Origin of the sequence: Rhodococcus sp. 06-1460-1B, assembly GCF_002258475.1 — a bacterium.
GTDB lineage: Bacteria > Actinomycetota > Actinomycetes > Mycobacteriales > Mycobacteriaceae > Rhodococcoides > Rhodococcoides fascians.
Genome location: NZ_NOYS01000020.1, coordinates 17,950 through 37,916, shown reverse-complemented (window position 1 = coordinate 37,916; position 19,967 = coordinate 17,950). Strand labels below are relative to the sequence as shown.

Sequence of the window (19,967 nt, the reverse complement as noted above, 5' to 3'; positions counted from 1 at the left end):
CTAGGGAGGGCGTGTATGTCTGGATCGAGAGAGGCGATACCTCTACCCGGTATCGCCGTTCGGGTTGCACCTCGTGTCGAGCGACTACTGGCTCCCAATGCCGGGGCGTGGACGTTCGAGGGCACCAATACGTGGTTGATCGGTACTCCCGATGCCTCGCAGTGCGCGGTGATCGATCCGGGGCCGGCAGATACCGGACACCTGGAGTCGATCCTGGCCGCTGCCGGCCGTCGGACAGTGACGGAAATCGTACTGACGCACGGACACAACGACCACGCCGACGGGGCGCATGCACTGGCCGAACGTACGAAGGCGCCGGTGCTGGCGCAGCGTGCGGTATTCGGGCGAACCCCGATCGAGCACCTGCAGCGAATGGTGTTGGCAGGGCACGTCACGGCTCGAATTCTGGGTACGCCCGGGCACACTCGAGATTCGGTGTGCGTGAGTTTGCCGGACGACGACGCAGTGTTGACCGGTGACACCCTGCTCGGCGGCGGCTCACCGGTCGTCCACCCGGCGTTGCTGGCGGACATGATCGAGAGCCTGCGCATGTTGGCCGAGGTCGGTCACGGGGGATCGACAGTCGGACTGCCGGGGCACGGTCCGGTGATTGCTGATGTGGAGGCCGCGGCGCTGTATCGAGTTGCCGCACGAAGACGACGCATCGAACAGGTTGCAGCTCTTCGGAGTTCGGGAACGACGGAGGTCGAGGATCTGGTGGGCGTCATGTATCGGCACATCGAGGATCCGGACGTGTTGAAAGCTGCACACTCGTCCGTCGAGTCGATGGTGGTCTTTCTCGAGTCGGGCTTCGGTTCGCCCACAACGAATTCGGGGCGCAGACAATGACGGCTCGGCCCGACACCGAGTGCACTGCACCGCGGCAGGAGGTGAAACCCCGATCCGAGCGTCAGGTGATGCACGATGCGTGGAGAACGCTGTCGGTGGTTGCGTTCGCCAGCATGGTGTCGGGGATGTCCGGGAGCGCCCTCAACGTTGCTCTGCCGACGGTCGTTCGCCACTTCGACGCCAGCAGTGTGGCCGCCAGCTGGATCCTGCTCGCGTACCTGCTGACCAATACCGTGCTTCTGGTTGCCTTCGGACGGATGGCCGACATGTTCGGCCGTCGAACCATGTATCTCACCGGTCTCGGCTTGTACACCACCGGCAGCATATTGTGCGGTCTCGCCCCGAATGCGTGGTGGCTCGTCGCTTTTCGTGTGTTGCAGGCGGCGGGGGGTGCCATGTTGCTCACCAACAGCGCCGCACTGGTGACCGCAGCGTTTCCCCGCCACAGACTCGGGGAAGGGATGGGCATCTATCTGGCGTCGTTCTCGATCGCGCAGCTGTGCGGGCCTACCTTGGGTGGCTTGATCGCGCAGCAAGCCGGGTGGCGCTGGGTGTTCTGGTTCAACGTTCCGATCGGGATTCTCTGTCTCATCTGGGGTGCCATCGCGCTGAAGTCTCCGCCCCGTGGTGGTGCGAAAGGCTATTCGCTCGACCTGCGAGGCAACGCAATGATTCTCGTGGCGTTGACCAGTGGTCTGGCCGCACTGTCGCAAGCCACGTCACTGGGCTGGTCGCACCCGCTCGTGGTCGGCGGTCTGGCGGTGGCCGTCGTGGTGGTCCCGCTGTTTCTGTGGTTCGAGCGGCGTGTGCCCGACCCACTCATCGACGTCGCATTGTTCAAACACTGGCCGTTCGGATTCGGCCTCCTGGCGTCCTTCATGAACTCGATTTCACAGAGCGGGATCGTGCTTCTGTTCGCTCTGTACTTCCAAGCAGTATCGGGAGTCAGCCCACTCGAAGCAGGGCTGATGGTGCTGCCTGTCGCCGTCGCAGCGCTTGTCGCCTCGCTCGGATCCGGGCCGTTGCAGCGCAAGATCTCTGCGTCGTCGCTGTCCGTCGCCGGCAATGTTCTGACCGTGGTCGCTCTGTTGATTCTTCTGGTGTCGACAACGGGACGGATGCATGCGGCGGTCGTCCTCACCGGGCTGGCGCTCGCAGGATTCGGATCCGGGTTGTTCATGCCATCGAATGCGACGGCCTTGATGCGTGATCTCCCCGACGAACGTCTCGGCATCGCCAACGCCATGCGCCTGCTTCTGCAGACCAGCGGATTCGTCGTCGGGACAGCCGTGATTCTGTCGGTCGTGACCAGCGCAATGCCCCTGGAACTGCGCAAGTACGTGTTCGCGGGAACGGTCAGTGACGTGTCGGAGGCCGCGGTGGATCAGCTGCTGACCGGATACGGCCGCACCCTCGGCGCGATGATCGTCATCGCATCTCTCACCGTGGTCGTGTCCATTGCAGCCAGGCACTCCAGAACTGCCGAGCAGCGGTGAGCCGCGGACGCGAAAAGCCGCCCACTCGAAGCGAATGGGCGGCTTTTCGTCGAGCAGCGAAGTTACTTCAGCGCGCGGTTCACGGCCGAGACGACGGCACGCAGTGACGCGGTGGTGATCGAGGTAGCAATTCCGACGCCCCACACGGTGGTAGCGACACCTGCGGGCGAGGTGACCGAGGCTTCGACGTAAGCGGCGGCCTGGGCGTCGTCGCCTGCGGACAGTGCGTGCTCGGAGTAGTCGAGGACGCTGACGTCGTAACCGATGGTCGACAGCGCGTCGACGAACGAGGCGAGGGGCCCGTTGCCGGAGCCGGAGATTTCCTGCTCGACGCCGTCGACCTTGACCGTGGCGGTGATGGTGTCGGTTCCGCCGTCGATCTCGGCAGCCTGTACCGACTGCTTGATGCGCTCGAGCGGACGGATCGGCGTCAGGTACTCCTCGGCGAAGACGTCCCACATCTCCTTCGGCGAGACCTCGCCGCCCTCACCGTCGGTGATGCGCTGGACGGCCTGGGAGAACTCGATCTGCAGGCGACGCGGCAGGTTCAGTCCGTGATCGGACTTCATGATGTACGCGACGCCGCCCTTGCCGGACTGCGAGTTGACGCGGATGACGGCCTCGTAGGTGCGTCCGACGTCCTTGGGGTCGATGGGCAGGTACGGCACCTGCCAGGTGATGTCGCCGATGTCCGAACCCTGTTCGTCTGCCGTGACTTTCATGGCATCGAGGCCCTTGTTGATGGCGTCCTGATGGCTGCCCGAGAACGCGGTGTACACCAGGTCGCCGCCGTAGGGGTGGCGCTCGGCGACGGGCAACTGGTTGCAGTACTCGACCGTGCGACGAATCTCGTCGATGTTGGAGAAGTCGATCTGCGGATCGACGCCGCGGGTGAACAGATTCAGGCCGAGCGTGACCAGGCAGACGTTGCCGGTGCGCTCACCGTTGCCGAACAGGCATCCCTCGATGCGATCGGCACCGGCCTGGTAGCCCAGTTCGGCTGCGGCAACACCGGTTCCGCGGTCGTTGTGCGGGTGCAGAGACAGCACGATGCTGTCGCGACGATCGAGGTTGCGGCTCATCCACTCGATCGAGTCGGCGTAGACGTTCGGCGTCGCCATCTCGACGGTGGCCGGCAGGTTCAGGATCAGAGGCTTCTCGGGCGTCGGGTCGATGACGGCGGTGACCGCGTCGCACACCTCTTTGGCGTAGCTGAGTTCGGTGCCGGTGTAGGACTCGGGGGAGTACTCGTAGCGCCAGTCGGTATCGGGGAACTTTGCCGCTTCTTCGAGAACCTTGCGAGCACCGTCGGTCGCGATCTTCTTGATGACGTCACGATCGGCCCGGAACACCACTTTGCGCTGCAGGATCGACGTCGAGTTGTAGAAGTGCACGATGACGCTGCGAGCGCCCTCGCACGCGACGAACGTGCGCTCGATCAGCTCGGGACGGCACTGCGTCAGAACCTGGATGGTGACGTCGTCGGGAATCGCGCCGTCCTCGATGATCTCGCGGACGAAGTCGAAGTCGGTCTGGCTGGCGGACGGGAAGCCGACCTCGATCTGCTTGTAGCCCATCCGAACGAGCAGGTCGAACATCCGGCGCTTGCGCGCGGGGCTCATCGGATCGATCAACGCCTGGTTGCCGTCACGCAGATCGACTGCACACCACTGCGGCGTCCGGTCGATGATCTTGTCCGGCCACGTACGGTCGGGGAGGGTAATGGGCTCCACTTCCTCGGCGAACGGCCGATAACGGAACGTGGGCATCGAGGAGTTCTTCTGGGTGTTCCACGCTGGCTGGTCGCTGGGCGCGGGCCGCGAGGGCGGGGTGATGGTGCGAGATCCCGAGGTGAATGCGTCGGCTGGTGACATGGTCTTCGTCTCTCCGTACAGATCAGAGCAATGGTGTTCGACCGGCGCAACGAACCCCGCGACGGGAAGCCAGTCTGGTCTCAGACCCCGTCGCGGCTGTTAAGAAGGAGAGCTCGCAGCATGGGGTGAGTGTACTACCGCAGACCGACCGCCTACCCCAGGGTTCGGGAGTCGAATTTTCCGGTCACGGTGTCGTGCCTGCGTTGCCACTGATCGATGTCGTTCGGTCGTCCGACATCGTCCGCGGTCCAACACCGTGCGAGCAGTTCGTATCCGAGGTGGTCGACCTCTGCATGCCTGTCCCACATTCGATGCGCCCAGCGGCGATCGTTGTGCGCCGCTTCGGCTCCCGCGAGCGCGGCACCGACCAGCTCGAACTGGATATCTCGTCGTAGCTCCATAGTGGCTGCCGCCGAAACGTTTTCGCTTCGGAGGGCCGTCAACAATCGGTCGGTCAACTCCAGAACCCGTCGATCTGACCACAGCAGCGCGCGCCGAAAAGCGCCCGGTAACAACAACCACAGCGCCGCGAAGGCAAGGGCGACGCCCACCGCGGTCTCCACCACCCGATCGACGACGATGCCGCCGAGCGGAGCGCCCGGATGCGAGATGGTGCCCATCAGTAACGCGAGTGGGGTGATGAACGTGACGGCGAGACCGTAATTGCGCGCCACACTGATCTCGATCGCGAACTGCAGCACCATCAACACCACGATCACCGCGAGACCGGTCAGCGGCGAAAGATAGATCGCCGAGAACAGCACCACTCCGGCCAGCGTTCCGCCGAGCCTCTGCATGCCGCGGTACGTCCCGTGCACACGATCCGGCCCCTGCTGGAGCACCAGGACCGCGCCGAGGATCGCCCAATCCGGCCTGCTCAAACCCATCGCCACACTGATCCCGCCGGCACCTGCCGCCGCGCAGAACACCCGGATCGCCGTCGACGCCGCGTGCGAATCTCGATGCAACGACCGCTTCAACCGATACCCGATGCCCGGACGAGCCAGCGGCAGCTGATCTCGTGGCGATTCCACCGCACTTTCCGGATCCGGGACTGCACCGGCGCGCGCCCTCGTGGCAGCCGCAAACGCGAGATGGGCGTCGAACAGGGTCTGTACCAGCGCGGGGCGCGAGGTCCCGCGCGTCGACCCGGCCTCGTACACCGCAGCCCACGCCGCGTGAAGACGCGAGGCGGCGGTATGTCGATCGCCCACGGACGCCGTCGGCGATGCCGTGTACTTCTCGATCGCCGCCACGGCCGCACCGACGGCCGCCCGTTCGGGACCCCTCGGGTCACGCACCACCCCGGACATCGCGACCACCAGCGCCGACGCCACCCCGATCGCCGCGCACACGGCGCCGCGGGTCGCGCTGATGTCGGCGGCAGGGAGGTACGACGCCACCGCGCACACCAGCACGAAGAAGAAGGCTCCGGGCGGGCCGAGTCGCAGCGCTGCCACGACGTAGACCGCGACGAGAGCGAGAACGGACAACACGGTCACCGGGATCATCCGCGCCCACCCGGTCTCGCCGAAGTCGAGGGCGAGCCGACCGGCCGTCGCGCCCAGCCACACCGAGGCCACCAGGGCGGCCCCTGCGGTCAGGACTACCCACCAGCGCGATCGATAGGGGCGGCCTTCGCCGTAGATCACCGCAAAACTGCCGGAGACCACTAGTAGTGCCTCGGTGTGGAATCCGAGCAGCCACGCCAGGATCGCCGGAACACCGAACGCCAGCGCCGAACGCAGTCCACCGGGCCAGCGCCGGCCGACGGCGGGGAGCCCGAAGAGCACCTTCAGGCCTCGAGCCGGCGGTGGTGGGAGATGTTCGGGAACGGTCACTCGAACATGTTAAGGCAGGCGAGAGGCCCTAAAGTCCCAGCTCGGAGCTACCCGGCCCACTGCTCGGGGCATTCGCTCGGTAAGGTGACCCGCGGACAATCGAACGATTGTCGGCTATCCAGCGGAGGTAAAACGCGTGGCTCTCATCGTCCAGAAGTACGGTGGATCGTCGGTGGGGACCGCCGAACGTATCCGACGCGTCGCTGAACGAATCGTCGAGACCAAGAAGGCGGGCAACGACGTTGTCGTCGTCGTATCGGCGATGGGCGACACCACCGACGAACTGCTCGACCTGGCACAGCAGGTGTGCCCGGCCCCGCCTGCTCGCGAGATGGACATGCTGCTCACCTCGGGTGAACGCATCTCCAACGCACTGGTCGCGATGGCCATCCACTCGCTCGGCGCCGAGGCACGGTCGTTCACCGGTTCCCAGGCAGGCGTCGTCACCACCAGCGTGCACGGCAACGCCAAGATCATCGACGTCACCCCCGGCCGCGTCCGCAGCGCTCTCGACGAGGGGTCGATCGTGCTCGTCGCCGGCTTCCAGGGCGTCAGCCAGGACAGCAAGGACGTCACGACGCTAGGTCGTGGTGGGTCCGACACCACCGCCGTCGCGCTCGCCGCGGCATTGAACGCCGACGTCTGCGAGATCTACACCGACGTCGACGGCATCTTCACCGCAGACCCGCGCATCGTCCCCAACGCTCGCCACCTCGAGACCGTCTCGTTCGAGGAGATGCTCGAAATGGCAGCCTGCGGCGCGAAGGTGCTCATGCTGCGCTGCGTCGAATATGCCCGTCGTTACAACGTTCCCGTTCACGTGCGCTCGTCGTACACCACCAAACCCGGAACGATCGTCTCCGGATCTATGGAGGACATTCCAGTGGAAGAAGCAATTCTCACCGGCGTCGCACACGATCGCAGCGAGGCGAAGGTCACCGTCGTCGGTCTGCCCGACACACCGGGCTACGCCGCCAAGGTCTTTCGCGCCGTGGCCGACTCCGAGATCAACATCGACATGGTGTTGCAGAACGTCTCCAAGATCGACACCGGCAAGACCGACATCACCTTCACCTGCCCCAAGGCCGACGGCCCGACGGCAGTGGAGAAGCTCACCAAGCTGCAGGCCGATATCGGCTTCGCACAGGTGCTCTACGACGACCACATCGGCAAGGTCTCGCTCGTCGGTGCCGGTATGAAGAGCCACCCCGGCGTCACCGCGACGTTCTGTGAGGCCCTCGCCGACGCCGGCATCAACATCGATCTCATCAGCACCTCCGAGATCCGTATCTCGGTGCTGTGCAGCGACACTCAGCTCGACGACGCCGTGCGCGCACTGCACGCCGCCTTCGATCTCGGCGGCGACGAAGAAGCCGTCGTACACGCAGGAACAGGACGATAGCCATGACCACAGTTGCAGTCGTAGGAGCCACCGGCCAGGTCGGTGCCGTCATGCGAACCCTGTTGGAGGAGCGCAACTTTCCCGCCGACACCGTTCGATTCTTCGCCTCCGCACGCTCGGCGGGCAAGAAGCTGCCGTTCCGCGGCGAGGAGATCATCGTCGAGGACGCGTCCACCGCGGACCTCACCGGTATCGACATCGCACTGTTCTCGGCCGGTGCCACGCTTTCGCGTGAGCAGGCACCGCGATTCGCTGCCGCAGGTGCCACCGTCATCGACAACTCGTCGGCGTTCCGCAAGGACTCCGATGTGCCGCTGGTGGTCAGCGAGGTCAACCCCGAGGCGGCGAAGAACCCGCCCCGCGGCATCATCGCCAACCCCAACTGCACCACCATGGCCGCCATGCCGGTGCTCAAGGTGCTGCACGACGAAGCCGGCTTGCAGCGGTTGATCGTTTCGAGTTACCAGGCGGTGTCCGGTAGCGGCCTCGCCGGCGTCGACGAGCTCGCCACTCAGGCACGCGCCGTCATCGACGACGTCGAAAAACTGGTGCACGACGGTTCGTCGGTCGATTTCCCGGCCCCGAACAAGTACGTCGCGCCCATCGCGTTCAACGTCCTGCCGCTGGCCGGCGCGTTGGTCGACGACGGATCCGGCGAGACGGACGAGGACCAGAAGCTACGCAACGAATCGCGCAAGATCCTCGGACTGCCCGACCTGCTGGTCAGTGGCACCTGCGTGCGCGTTCCGGTCTTCACCGGGCACTCGCTGTCGATCAACGCCGAGTTCGCTTCACCGCTGTCAGTGGAACGCGCTCGTGAACTGCTGGCCTCGGCACCGGGTGTCTCGCTGGTCGACGTACCGACGCCGCTGGAAGCCGCAGGCAAGGACGACTCCCTCGTCGGCCGCATCCGCCAGGATCCGGGCGTCCCCGAGGGCCGCGGACTCGCGCTGTTCGTCTCGGGCGACAACCTGCGTAAGGGTGCCGCGCTCAACACTATTCAGATCGCCGAGCTCCTGGTCTGAGGTCGTGCGCGTTGTGTGTCCCCAGGGGTACGCACAACGCGCACGACGGTCAGTTCAGGCGGTGACCTTCGGCGGAGGCGTCGAAGATGTGCGCATGGGCTTCGTCGATGCGGACGTGAACGCGATCGCCCTTCTCGGGTGGACTGCGCCAATCGGCCCGAGCGACAATGGTTTCGGTCCGGCCGTTGATGTCCGCGCGGCCGAACACGAAGGCCTCGGAACCGAGCTCTTCGACGACGTCGATCTCGAGAGGTATTCCGCTGCTCGCGATCTCGATGTGCTCGGGACGAATGCCGAACATCACCTCGGTGGCGGAACCGAGCGTCTGACGTGGGACCGGGACTACCTGATCGGCCAGGCGGACGCCGCCGTCGGTGACCGGAGCGCGGAACAGATTCATCGACGGTGAGCCCATGAACCCGGCGACGAATGCGTTGACCGGGGTTCGGTAGAGCTCACGCGGGGTGGCGCACTGTTGCAGCACACCACCTTTCAGGACGGCGACGCGATCACCCATCGTCATGGCCTCGACCTGATCGTGCGTGACGTAGACCGTCGTCGTGCCGAGCCGACGCTGCAACTGAGCGATCTGCGTCCGCGTCTGAACCCTCAGTTTGGCGTCGAGATTGGACAGCGGCTCGTCCATCAAAAACACCTGGGGCTGCCGAACGATGGCGCGCCCCATGGCAACTCGCTGCCGCTGGCCGCCGGAGAGCGCCTTGGGCTTGCGGTCGAGGTACGGCTCGAGGTCGAGTAGCTTGGCGGCCTCCTCGACGCGAGTGCGAATGTCCTCCTTGTTCGCCTTCGCCAGCTTGAGCGCGAACCCCATATTCTCGGCGACGGTCATGTGGGGGTACAGCGCGTAGTTCTGGAACACCATCGCGATATCGCGATCCTTGGGTTCGGAATTGGTGACGTCCTTGCCGCCGATGAGGATGCGTCCCGAGTTGACCTCCTCGAGCCCGGCGAGCATCCGGAGCGACGTCGACTTGCCGCACCCGGAGGGGCCGACCAGAACGAGGAACTCACCGTCCTCGATGTGCAGGTCGAGCTCGTTCACCGCGGGGGTGTCGGAGCCGGGAAAAAGCCTGGTCGTGCGCTCGAAAGAAATTGTTGCCATGACGAAATAGATCCCTCCACCGGCAGGAACGTGCCGGACGATCCGAGTGTGGGGTGACGGCGGGAGCCGACCAGCACATAGTATGGGCCCCATCACAACCAGGAGGAAGGTGGCCGGGTGAGCGGCTCCGTGTCCAGACGCACCGCCCTACGTGGGCTGGCGGCGGCCGCAGTGGCAGCCGGAGCAGCCGCGATACCCGTGGCGTCGACGACGCGTCGAGCGCTGGCCGACGACTTCCTCCGAGGGCAGAGCCCACTGCTGTTCCATTCGCCGCAGCTGACGTCGTTCCGTGACGAGCTACCGCGGTTGCCGCTGATCAGCGGTACCGAGATCTCCCTCGACGCGCACAGCGCCACCCACTCTTTCCACGCCGATCTCAGGCCCGGGCCTACGTTCGGCTACGGTCAGTGCGACTACCTCGGGCCCACCATCGAATCGCAGCAGGGCGAGCCGTGGACGCTGAAGTACTCCAACACCACCGCAGGCAACCCACTCGCCGCCGACGTCGACACCTCGCTGCACGGCATGAGCGAGATGGATCGCACGATGACGCCGACGGCACTGCACCTGCACGGTGCCGTCACCGAACCCGCGAGCGACGGGCACTCCGAGATGCTGGTGCGCCCGGGTGAGTCGATGACGCACAATTTTTCCGGGCTCAATGATGCTGCCGGGCTGTGGTACCACGACCACGCCATGTCGATGACGCGCATCAACGTCTACGCGGGCCTGCTCGGGATGAACCTCGTCCGTGATCGTTGGGACACCGGTACATCCGACAATGCGCTCGGTCTGCCTTCGGGTGAGTTCGAGTTGCCGTTGGTGCTGCAGGAAAAGATCATGAATCCAGACGGCAGCATGAGTATCCGCTCCAATATCACTGTGCCGCAGGGTAAGTGGGAGGGTGGCGGTACCGGCGACGTCGGCGTCGTCAACGGCAAGATCTGGCCGACGATGGAAGTGGCCCGGGGCATGTACCGGCTGCGGCTCGTCAACGCCGGGTCGTACAGCGTGTGGAACCTCTTCTTCACCAACAAGTTACGATTCTGGGTCATCGGAAACGACGGTGGATTACTCGACGCACCGGTGGAGACCACCAGCATCCGGCTCGCACCCGCCGAGCGCGCCGACATCCTCGTCGACTTCGGAGCCGTCGAGGCAGGGGCGTTGGTCGAGTTGCTCAACGACGAGCCGCCGCCGGCGCAGGCCGCGTCGCTCGGAGCCGTCCCGATGCCGATGTTCTGCCAGTTCCGCGTCGCGTCCGCGGCGGGGTTCCGGGGTGGCATGCCGTCGTTGCTGCGCGGGGGAAAGGGGCAGCCGGATCTGTTGCCCGCGTTGCCGACACCCACTTTCTCGCGCACCGTCACCGTCAACCAGCCCTCCGGTGGGCTGAACCTCGACATGACGCTGATGAACTTGAACAACCTGCGGTACTCCGACCCGGACATCGAGATGCCCAAGCAGGGCACCGTGGAGATGTGGAACATCGTCAACACGACGGTCGAGCCGCACCCGATTCACCTGCACCTAGCGCACTTTCGGACGCTGGGGCGAATTCCCATCGACATCGCGGCGTACCAACGCGACTTCCCCCGGCCGACGTTCGGCACCAAATGGGCTCCGCCGGTGGAGAAGTTCCTCACCGGGCCCTCGGTGCCGCCGGCCACCTGGGAAGCCGGGTGGAAAGATACCGTCAACACGTACCCGGGCACCGTCACCCAGATTCTCGTCCGATTCCCGACGGCCGACGAACTCGGCTTCGATCCCGATGCCACGTTCGCGGGACCGGCCGCACACCACGGCGGCGAACACGGTGGGCATGACATGGGCGGTTCCAGTGAGCTGCAGGGGTACATGTGGCACTGCCACATGCTCGACCACGAGGACCACGAAATGATGCTGCGGTACCGCACCGTCGCTCCGTGACGCACGACGCCGAACCTGTCCAGGGGTCGGGAGTTGGTTGTGCTCGCCGTCAGGTCGGCCCACACTGACCGTGCCTTGTAAGGCACTCACCGTGCTCGGTCGATCTTTCTGCCCGTCGGCCGACTGCGACAACGGAACGGACCCAGGCCATGACCAGCGGAACGAAATCCGACCCGTGGGCTCTCACCACCGCCCCCGGCACCTCGGCGTACACCATGTACCGCGATCCCGACCACGAGCCACCTGCCCTCGTGTGCCAGGTGGGGTCGACGACTCTGCGATACCGCATCGAGGCAATCGAAGACCTGCACGGTTGGCTCACCGAACGTGGCGACTGGGTATTGCTCGGTGCCGCTGACGAGAAGAAGCCGGCTGCGCCGGACACGGTCGAAGCGTGGGGACGCTCGCCGGACAACCCGGTCGGTGGTTGGTACGGGCTCAGGAACGGATACCGCGGCCGGTTCGGCATGTATCTGCCACCGCTACTCGAAGAGCTCGGCCTTGCCGAACTGACCCACACTGCGCGGAACAACAGCGTGCGTGCGTTGTAACGGAGTCATCGAAAAAGTCTGTCGGTGGGTGGGTATAGCTTTCGTGGGGTGAAGACATGGGGGGATGTGTTCGAGCTCGGGGACCAGGAATTGGTCTCCGAGCTCGCCGACGTGACCTCTCTCGAAAATGCCCTCGCCGCAACTCGATTGACGTTGCTCGCAGAGATCGACCGACGTGGTTTGGCGATGAAACTCGGGCACTCGTCCGTCACCCGCTGGTACGCCCGATCGATACGGATCACCGACGGATCCGCCGCCCGCCAGAACGCACTGGGGTACTGGCTGTTCGATCACCCCACGGTGCTCGACGCCCTCGCCGATGGCCGCATCCATGCCGCACATGCCGCCGCGATTGCCGAGGGATACGACGTCGTCCTGGTGGCCGACCCGACGTTGGATCAGGACCGGCGCGACGGAATTGTCGACGAATTGCTCGACACCGCGATGCGCAGCACCGCCGGCCAGGTGACCTCCCGCGCACAGGCTTTGGCGCATGCGGCCGCGGACGACGCCCGAGCACGACACGCGAATGCCGAGAAACAACGCCGAGAGCAGGAACAGCGGGAACGCGAGCGTCACGATCAGGAGCGGCGCAGAGATGATGCGGCGACCTCCACCGGAAGGCTTCCTGATCCGGAACCGCCTGCGCCCGAGCCTGTTCCGCCGACGCCTGCACCGCTACCGGTGTCGGAAAACCCGGCACTGAACCGGTTCGACCTGCACCCGCTGGCCAACGGCCGCTTCCAGTTCGGTGGCGACATCGACCGGTTGCTCGCCGAGAAGCTTCTCACCGCTCTGTCGCAGTTGACGGCACCGCGGCCGGGGCCCGGCGGGGAGCGCGACCCACGCAGCCCGTCGAAGCGCCGGGCCGATGCACTCGATCAGATCCTCGACCGGCACCTCCGCGGCGGCACCCGGGGGTCGGCGGGCGGGTCGCGGGCGTCGGTGCACCTGATCGTTCCCCTGCGGGACTTGCTCGCCCACGGCGGCAACAAGCAATCGGGTAGCACCGCAACCGAATCGGGCGACACCGGTACGGGCGCGGGGAGCTCCTCGAACGGCGGCGACAGCAACGGCTCGCGTCCGCATGGAGTGGCTCGAGGGGATATCGCTGCTCACGGCGAAGCGGCATCCGGATGTGGTGGTGCCGGGCAGAAAACTGTGCCCGAGCGGGGCGACGCAGATCCTCGCGGCGAAGCAGCGGCGAATGGTGGTGGCGGTGGTAGTAGCGCCGGGCATAGGTCTGCCTCCAGCCCAGGGAGTATGGCTGCTCGCGGCCAAGCAGCGTCCGGTGGTGATGGTGGCGATTTCGACCGTGCCGGGAAGGAGACTGCGCCCGACCCGGGCGACGCTGGTCCTCGCGGCGGTGGCAGTAACGCCGGGGAGAAGTCTGTGCCCGAGAGGGGAGGCGCTGCTGCTTGCGGCGAAGCTTCAGCCGATGGTGATGGTGCCGGGCAGAAGTCTGTCCCCAAGCCGGGCGACGCGGACTGGCCGTTCCACCTCGACTGGACCGGCCCCATCAGCCGCTTCCTCGCCGAACTCGTCACCTGCGACGCCGACCTGACCCCCGTCATCGTCGACCACCACGGCGTACCACTCGCGCTCGGACGAACCACCAGACTCGCCAGCGACGACCAACGCATCGCCCTGACCATCCGCGACACCTGCTGCGTCATGTGCGGCCGCCCCGTACAGTGGTGTCAAGCCCACCACATCAGATTCTGGGAACACGGCGGCCGCACCGACCTGAACAACCTCGCGCTCGTCTGCGGAGAATGCCACCGCCTCGTCCACCACGGCGACTGGCAGCTCATCATGGGCGACGACGGACACCCCTACGCCATCCCACCCGAATCCGTCGACCCCAGACAGGAACCCCTCCCCAGCTACCACCGACGAAAACAACGAGCAGCCTGACTCCACGCCGACAGCGGTCCAGCCGATCTATCGGACGGGAGGTACAACCGTGCGGTAGTGCGCCGCGATGTCGCCGGGGGTGGTGAACCAGACGCCGTCGTTGTTGGCGGTCATGTGCTCGAGTGCAGCACGGAACCGTCGCAGTCGGTAGGGCTGTCCCGTCAGGAAGGTGTGCACGGAGATCGCGAGCACCACCGGTTGCCTTGCCGAGTTCTCCTTCAGCTCGTCGAAGCTTCCGATGATGTTGTGCTCGAACGCTTCTGCGGTCTGATGGTGATGGACGAACATCGGCAGATCGTTGATCTCGTGGGGATACGGGACGCTGAGCAGCGGGCCGCCGCGGGTCTGTAGCCACACCGGTTGGTCGTCGACGGGCCAGTCCAAGGTGTACTGGTAACCGTGCTCCGCGAGGATGTCCTCGGTGACGCGGCTCGGGTTGGCACCTGGGCTCATCCATCCTCTGGGCGGTGCTCCCTCGTGTCGTTCGATCGCGGCGGTGACATCCTCGATGGAGCGACGTTCGGTGTCCTCGTCTTGATCGTTCGGTTGCACCGCGTTCGTTCGGCCGTGTGCGACGACCTCGGCGTCGAGTGCTCGGAACGCCGCGGTCAGCTGCGGGGCGTGCTCGTACACCTCGGTATTGACCAGCAATGTCGGTCGAATTCCGCACTGCTGCAGTGTCTCTGCGATGCGGAAGCCGCCGACGCGATTGCCGTATTCACGCCAGCCCCAGTTGTACGTGTTGGGTTGGTCCATTGCAGGCGTGTAACCGAGGCCGGGCTGCCCGTCGTCGTACGGAAAGTGCTCGCAGTTGACCGCGACGTACACCGCGAGACGTGCGCCGCCGGGCCACTCGAACCGAGGCCGATCGACGATGGGGGAGTACTCGAAGCGGCCGTGTGAGGGGAGAGCCATGGCCGGGGTATTGCCCGCGGCGAGTCGGCACAAACTGTCGGTCAGTCGGTCTGAGTCGCGACGTCCACCAGGTGGGCGATCTGCGGGTCCCGTGGCTCGAACACCTCGAACACTCCGATTGCCGCCAGCTGCGGTGCCAGCTCTTTCAGCGTCGCGACCAGTTCGTCGTGAGCCGTGGTCCCGGGTTCCACGTCGCGGAGCGCGTGCGCATTCGCGACGAACGCCGCCACGGTGCCTTTCCTTATCCGGAGTCCGTCGAACGAGGATCATTCGTTGGAAGTGCGTCCTGGGGACGCACCGAATTGCCGGTCACGGTGGATCCTTTCCGTCGACGTGAGACGTGCCCGCCCCCCTGGAACGTGGGTGTGCCCGATATCCGCGCGACGATTGGCTCTCGCGATGGCGGGGTCTTCGTCGAGATCGGAGTGATGAGCGCAGTTAAGACAAAACTTAAAGTCAGGCTGGACTGTTTGTTGTTTTGACGCTACTGTGCGAAGTGTGACTACCGACACAGAGCTCAGCGACGGAGCGCCTACCCCGCGCCGCACGCAGGCCGAACGCACCGCGGGGACCCGCGCAAAGTTGCTCGATGCAGCCATCGAGTGCCTCGTCGAGCTGGGTTTCTCGAAGACCAGCACGCAGGAGATCGCGCGGCGTGCCGGTGTGTCCCGCGGAGCGCAGCTGCACCACTTCCCGACCAAGGAGACGTTGGTGACCGCTGCCGTCGAGCATCTCGTCGACCGCCGCCTGTCCGAAATTCTGGAAGCCGAGCCCGATCCGGAGCGCGGACCCGAGATCCTCGTCGACGCGTTCTCGGGCCCGCTGTTCTATGCCGCGCTCGAGCTGTGGGTCGCGGCCCGTACCGATCCGGCTCTGCACGAGGCAATGGTTCCGCTCGAACGCCGCGTCGCCGAGGCCATCCAGAGCGGCGCTCAGATCGTCATGGGTAGCCGCATGTCCACCGAGTCCATCGAGCTCAGCGTCGAGCTGGCACGCGGGCTCGCTGTATCGGCTCTGTTCCGTACTCCCGAAGCCGACGCGCAGCTGCGCGGACGGCTCCTCCCTGTCTGGTCCGAAAAGGTGATGGACTCGTGAATTCTGCACTGCCCCAACAACTCGACGTGCTCGTCGTCGGAGCCGGTTTTGCCGGCCTCGCCGCGGTGGCGAAGATCCTCGCCGCTGATCCGAGTGCCGACGTGACCGTCATCGAGCGAGCGTCGGAGGTGGGCGGCACATGGCGGGACAACACTTACCCCGGGTGTGCGTGCGATGTCCCGACGTCGCTGTACTCGTTCTCGTTCGCGCCGAGCCCGAAGTGGAGTCACACCTTCGCGCGCCAACCGGAGCTGTTCGACTACCTCCAATCGGTGGTCGAGCGGCTGAACCTGCGGGATCGCATCGTCACCGATTGCGAACTGCTGTCGGCCGATTGGAGTGACACGGACCAGCGGTGGACCGTGCAGACCTCGAAGGGTGCGGCGAGCGTCAGGGTTCTCGTGGCCGCCACCGGCGCACTGTCGACGCCGAAGATCCCCGACGTGCCGGGCATCGACACATTCCAGGGAACGGTGTTTCACTCCGCGACGTGGAACCACGAGCACGATCTCACCGGGGAGCGCGTCGCCGTGATCGGCACCGGAGCGTCGGCGGTGCAGTTCGTGCCCGAGATCGTCGACAAGGCCCAGCGGCTCACCGTCTTTCAGCGCACACCGGCCTGGGTCATCCCGCGCCTGGACCGCACCATCGGCCGGGTCGAGCGGACTTTGTACGAGAAGGTCCCCGCGGCTCATCGCGCGGTTCGCGGCATCATCTACGGGTACCGCGAGGCATATGTGACCGTTCTGGCCGACAATCCGTGGATGTTGCCCGCCGTCAAGGCATTCGCGAAGGCCAATCTGAAGCGTCAGGTCAAGAACCCGACGAAGAGGGCGGCTCTGACCCCCGACTACGCACCCGGCTGCAAACGTCTTCTGCTGTCCAATGATTGGCTGCGGACGCTGGATCGACCCGACGTCGACCTGGTGACATCGGGCCTGACGTCGGTGACCGAGAACGGCGTCGTCGACGCGTCGGGCCGCAACTACGAGGTGGACACCATCATCTTCGCGACGGGGTTCACCCCGACCGAACCGCCGGTGTCGCATCTGTTGCGCGGCAGCGATGGTCGTACTCTCGCGGAGCGCTGGGGCGGTAGCCCGCAGGCCCACCTGGGTACCACCGTCGCCGGGTTCCCGAACCTCTTCCTGATGTACGGCCCCAACACCAATCTCGGGCACAGTTCGATCGTCTACATGCTCGAGTCGCAGGCCAATTACGTCGTCTCGGCGCTCAGCGAGATGCGGGACCATCATGCAACCGCCGTCGAGGTGTCCGAATCCGCTCAGCAGCAGCACAACTCGTGGGTCGACTCTTCTCTCGACGGCACGGTCTGGAATGCCGGCGGCTGCTCGAGCTGGTACCTCGACGCCAACGGACGCAACTCGACGATGTGGCCCACGTACACGTTCCGGTTCCGCAACAAGACGCGAACGTTCGACACCTCGAATTACCGACTCGTCTCAGACGCCCGTGAATCAGACAAGAAGGCGGTTTCCGCATGAGCGACTACGACGTACTGATCATCGGCTCCGGGTTCGGCGGGAGCGTCGCCGCGCTGCGGGCAGTCGAGAAGGGCTACCGGGTGGCGGTGTTGGAATCCGGCCGACGGTTCGCCGATCACGAATTGCCCAAGACCAGTTGGCGTTTGCGCAAGTACCTGTGGGCTCCGGCGCTCGGCTGCTACGGCGTCCAACGTATCCACCTGTTGCCCGACGTGCTGGTGATGGCGGGGGCAGGCGTCGGCGGAGGCTCGCTTAACTACGCCAACACGCTGTACCAGCCGCCGACCAAGTTCTTCGAGGACCCGCAGTGGGGTGCCATCACGGACTGGAAGCGTGAGCTGAATCCGTACTACGACCAGGCGCGTCGGATGCTCGGGGTCGAGACGAACCCGACGATCACTGCCTCGGACAAGGTCATGAAGGAGGTCGCCGAGGACATGGGCGTGGGCGACACGTTCACCTCTACTCCCGTGGGCGTCTACTTCGGTGACCGTGGCAAGACCGCACCCGACCCGTTCTTCGGTGGTGCCGGCCCCGAGCGGACCGGGTGCACCGAGTGTGGTTCGTGCATGACGGGTTGCCGCGTCGGCGCGAAGAACACCCTCGTCAAGAATTACCTCTATCTCGCCGAACGAGCAGGCGCACACATCCTTCCGCTGACGACCGTCGTGGACGTCCGCCCGAACGGCAGCGGCTACGACGTGGTGACGCGCAGGACCGGGGGCAAGCTGCGCCGCAAGGAGAAGACGATCACCGCCGATCAGGTGGTTTTCTCGGCCGGCACCTACGGAACGCAGAAGCTCATGCTCGCCGCGAAGGAGAAGGGCTCGTTGCCGCGGCTGTCGAACAAGATCGGTTCGTTGGTACGTACCAACTCCGAGGCCGTGCTGGCCGCAACGGCGCGCGGACGCGAGGTCGATTACCACGAGGGAGTGGCGATCACTTCGTCGTTCCACCCGGACGATCACACGCACATCGAACCGGTGCGATACGGCAAGGGCAGCAACGCGATCGGGCTGCTGCAGACCGTTCTGAGCGACGGTGGCGGCAAGATGCCGCGGATTCTGAAGACGCTCGGTGTGGCGCTGCGTCACCCCGGCGCGGCGGCCCGCAGTCTGTCGGTCCATCGGTGGTCCGAACGCACCGTCATCGCTCTGGTGATGCAGACCGACGACAACTCCCTCGAACTCGGCTCGAAGAAGGGGCCGTTCGGGCGTCGTCTGACGAGTCGGCCCGGGGCGGGCGATCCGCCGCCGCAGTGGATTCCGCAGGGGCACACGGCCATCAGGTTGCTCGCCGACAAGATCGGCGGCGATCCGGGCGGGTCGATCGCCGAGATCGTCAACATTCCGATGACCGCGCACTTCCTCGGCGGCTGCGCCATCGGTGATTCACCGAATACCGGTGTGATCGACGGCTACCAGCGGGTGTACGGGTACGAGGGCTTGCACGTGCTCGACGGTTCTGCCGTCAGCGCCAACCTCGGCGTCAATCCGTCTCTGACCATCACCGCGCAGGCCGAGCGGGCAATGGCGTTGTGGCCCAACAAGGGTGAGCCGGACCGTAGGCCTGCCGTCGGCTCGGGTTATGTCGAGGTGGCACCGGTTCAGCCGTCCAACCCGGTGGTGCCGGTGACCGCGCCGGGCGCGCTGCGCCTGCCGCTGACCGTCGTGGGGAGGGACTCCTGATGTGGAGCGTCGCCGAGTCGGAGACCGAGCGCACCGATTGGCCGGTCAGCCCCGCTGCGCCGTGGCCGGCGAACGTCCGGGCCACGATCTGGTGGCATCGCGCCCGGTCGTCGGATTTCGCGCCTGCCGGCGCGAAGACGTTGCCGATCACGATGTGCATGGTCGTCGACTACATGACGTCACCCGTCGGTCCCTACCGCGAGATACTGGCGAGCCCGGTGTTGCGCCGGGACGTCGGAAAGATTCCGCGCATGTCGGTGCCGTTCATCGCCGTCGATTCCGCGACGTCGGTGCACGGCGGCAGGACCAACTGGCATCTGCCCAAGGTGCTGGCCGAGTTCGACGGCGACGTGCTGAACAAGGCCGGGGTCAGCGGTGGGGACTGGTCGGTGCGGACCGGCTCCCGCGGCTTCGGGCCCGCATTTCCGATGCGCGGATCGATCGGGTTCGCGCAGCCGGTGCCCGGCGGATCGGCTCTCGGCGTCGCAAGTTTGAAGGGGAAAGCCAGGTTGGCTCGGGTGGAGGTGGATGCGTCAGGCCCGACGCTCGATCGCTGGATGCCGTCGGGCACGTATTTCGGGTTGCAGATCGTGTCGGGTTCGATGCGGACGGGTGAGGCGCGGCTGGTGCCCTGACGACAGTCCTTTTCTTGACTTAGTACAGATTGATGGCATGCTGGTGGTCGAGCTCGAGGGTTTATGCCGCGTGAGTACGGGCATTCCCCATGAGAATCCGGCCGCGCCCTCGGCCGCACAGATTTCGT

The 19,967-nt window shown here is 65.5% G+C and carries 16 protein-coding genes; 11 read left to right on the top strand and 5 right to left on the bottom strand.

Annotation, left to right across the window (positions count from 1 at the left end; translation table 11 throughout):
* Nucleotides 1-15: 15 nt before the first annotated feature.
* Together CH268_RS10745 and CH268_RS10740 are read left to right on the top strand one after the other, a co-directional pair.
* A complete protein-coding gene (locus tag CH268_RS10745) occupies nucleotides 16-849 on the top strand; it encodes an MBL fold metallo-hydrolase (protein ID WP_094663913.1) in 834 nt (277 codons plus the stop codon).
* 41 nt (nucleotides 850-890) lie between these two features.
* On the top strand, nucleotides 891-2,345 hold the full coding sequence (locus CH268_RS10740; RefSeq protein WP_255182351.1) for an MFS transporter: 1,455 nt from the start codon (nucleotides 891-893) through the stop codon (nucleotides 2,343-2,345).
* A gap of 62 nt (nucleotides 2,346-2,407) precedes the next feature.
* Here CH268_RS10740 and leuA read toward each other — a convergent pair whose 3' ends face one another.
* Both leuA and CH268_RS10730 read right to left on the bottom strand, forming a co-directional pair.
* Nucleotides 2,408-4,219, bottom strand: a complete 1,812-nt coding sequence (gene leuA / locus CH268_RS10735) for a 2-isopropylmalate synthase (RefSeq protein ID WP_094663909.1) — start codon at nucleotides 4,217-4,219, stop codon at nucleotides 2,408-2,410.
* A 152-nt stretch (nucleotides 4,220-4,371) separates the two neighbouring features.
* A complete protein-coding gene (locus tag CH268_RS10730; protein ID WP_032387964.1) occupies nucleotides 4,372-6,060 on the bottom strand; it encodes an FUSC family protein in 1,689 nt (562 codons plus the stop codon).
* A gap of 136 nt (nucleotides 6,061-6,196) precedes the next feature.
* Here CH268_RS10730 and CH268_RS10725 point away from each other — a divergent pair, with 136 nt between their 5' ends.
* Complete coding sequence (locus tag CH268_RS10725) at nucleotides 6,197-7,462, top strand: aspartate kinase (protein WP_027494523.1); 1,266 nt, start codon at nucleotides 6,197-6,199, stop codon at nucleotides 7,460-7,462.
* Between the two features lie 2 nt (nucleotides 7,463-7,464).
* Nucleotides 7,465-8,487, top strand: a complete 1,023-nt coding sequence (locus CH268_RS10720; RefSeq protein WP_027494522.1) for an aspartate-semialdehyde dehydrogenase — start codon at nucleotides 7,465-7,467, stop codon at nucleotides 8,485-8,487.
* Nucleotides 8,488-8,536: 49 nt separating this feature from the next.
* On the opposite strand, the gene CH268_RS10715 is transcribed toward CH268_RS10720, so the two are convergent.
* Nucleotides 8,537-9,607 carry an ABC transporter ATP-binding protein gene (locus CH268_RS10715; protein ID WP_094663907.1) on the bottom strand — a complete coding sequence of 357 codons (1,071 nt, stop codon included), beginning with the start codon at nucleotides 9,605-9,607 and terminating at the stop codon, nucleotides 8,537-8,539.
* 117 nt (nucleotides 9,608-9,724) lie between these two features.
* On the opposite strand from CH268_RS10715, the gene CH268_RS10710 reads away from it, so the two are divergent.
* The 3 genes from CH268_RS10710 (at nucleotide 9,725) to CH268_RS28195 (ending at nucleotide 14,001) form a co-directional block, all read left to right on the top strand.
* Nucleotides 9,725-11,533: a multicopper oxidase family protein gene (locus CH268_RS10710; protein WP_094663905.1), complete on the top strand. Its 1,809-nt coding sequence runs from the start codon at nucleotides 9,725-9,727 to the stop codon at nucleotides 11,531-11,533.
* Between the two features lie 149 nt (nucleotides 11,534-11,682).
* Complete coding sequence (locus tag CH268_RS10705; RefSeq protein ID WP_094663903.1) at nucleotides 11,683-12,084, top strand: DUF6855 family protein; 402 nt, start codon at nucleotides 11,683-11,685, stop codon at nucleotides 12,082-12,084.
* Between the two features lie 48 nt (nucleotides 12,085-12,132).
* Complete coding sequence (locus tag CH268_RS28195) at nucleotides 12,133-14,001, top strand: HNH endonuclease signature motif containing protein (protein WP_255182350.1); 1,869 nt, start codon at nucleotides 12,133-12,135, stop codon at nucleotides 13,999-14,001.
* A gap of 27 nt (nucleotides 14,002-14,028) precedes the next feature.
* On the opposite strand, the gene CH268_RS10690 is transcribed toward CH268_RS28195, so the two are convergent.
* Together CH268_RS10690 and CH268_RS10685 are read right to left on the bottom strand one after the other, a co-directional pair.
* Entirely contained in the window at nucleotides 14,029-14,916 is an 888-nt protein-coding gene (locus CH268_RS10690; protein WP_094663901.1) for a polysaccharide deacetylase family protein, read from the bottom strand.
* Nucleotides 14,917-14,957: 41 nt separating this feature from the next.
* A complete protein-coding gene (locus CH268_RS10685; protein WP_094663899.1) occupies nucleotides 14,958-15,146 on the bottom strand; it encodes a hypothetical protein in 189 nt (62 codons plus the stop codon).
* Nucleotides 15,147-15,405: 259 nt separating this feature from the next.
* Here CH268_RS10685 and CH268_RS10680 point away from each other — a divergent pair, with 259 nt between their 5' ends.
* Genes CH268_RS10680 through CH268_RS10665 form a run of 4 tightly spaced genes read left to right on the top strand, consistent with a single transcriptional unit; the run spans nucleotide 15,406 to nucleotide 19,839 of the window.
* A complete protein-coding gene (locus CH268_RS10680) occupies nucleotides 15,406-16,011 on the top strand; it encodes a TetR/AcrR family transcriptional regulator (protein WP_371128968.1) in 606 nt (201 codons plus the stop codon).
* Nucleotides 16,008-17,516 carry a flavin-containing monooxygenase gene (locus CH268_RS10675; protein WP_255182349.1) on the top strand — a complete coding sequence of 503 codons (1,509 nt, stop codon included), beginning with the start codon at nucleotides 16,008-16,010 and terminating at the stop codon, nucleotides 17,514-17,516. Before CH268_RS10680 ends, CH268_RS10675 begins: the two co-directional genes overlap by 4 nt.
* Nucleotides 17,513-19,204 (top strand): GMC oxidoreductase, encoded by a 1,692-nt coding sequence (locus CH268_RS10670; protein WP_094663897.1) that lies wholly within the window; start codon nucleotides 17,513-17,515, stop codon nucleotides 19,202-19,204. Before CH268_RS10675 ends, CH268_RS10670 begins: the two co-directional genes overlap by 4 nt.
* Nucleotides 19,204-19,839 (top strand): hypothetical protein, encoded by a 636-nt coding sequence (locus tag CH268_RS10665; protein WP_027494512.1) that lies wholly within the window; start codon nucleotides 19,204-19,206, stop codon nucleotides 19,837-19,839. Before CH268_RS10670 ends, CH268_RS10665 begins: the two co-directional genes overlap by 1 nt.
* Nucleotides 19,840-19,967: the final 128 nt, after the last annotated feature.

What these genes read in the sequence shown, in the direction of transcription:
- CH268_RS10665 (WP_027494512.1), top strand. Translation starts at nt 19,204, where the DNA reads ATGTGGAGCGTCGCCGAGTCGGAGACCGAGCGCACCGATTGGCCGGTC.
- CH268_RS10690 (WP_094663901.1), bottom strand. Translation starts at nt 14,916, where the DNA reads ATGGCTCTCCCCTCACACGGCCGCTTCGAGTACTCCCCCATCGTCGAT.
- CH268_RS10670 (WP_094663897.1), top strand. Translation starts at nt 17,513, where the DNA reads ATGAGCGACTACGACGTACTGATCATCGGCTCCGGGTTCGGCGGGAGC.
- leuA (WP_094663909.1), bottom strand. Translation starts at nt 4,219, where the DNA reads ATGTCACCAGCCGACGCATTCACCTCGGGATCTCGCACCATCACCCCG.
- CH268_RS10720 (WP_027494522.1), top strand. Translation starts at nt 7,465, where the DNA reads ATGACCACAGTTGCAGTCGTAGGAGCCACCGGCCAGGTCGGTGCCGTC.
- CH268_RS10715 (WP_094663907.1), bottom strand. Translation starts at nt 9,607, where the DNA reads ATGGCAACAATTTCTTTCGAGCGCACGACCAGGCTTTTTCCCGGCTCC.
- CH268_RS10705 (WP_094663903.1), top strand. Translation starts at nt 11,683, where the DNA reads ATGACCAGCGGAACGAAATCCGACCCGTGGGCTCTCACCACCGCCCCC.
- CH268_RS10745 (WP_094663913.1), top strand. Translation starts at nt 16, where the DNA reads ATGTCTGGATCGAGAGAGGCGATACCTCTACCCGGTATCGCCGTTCGG.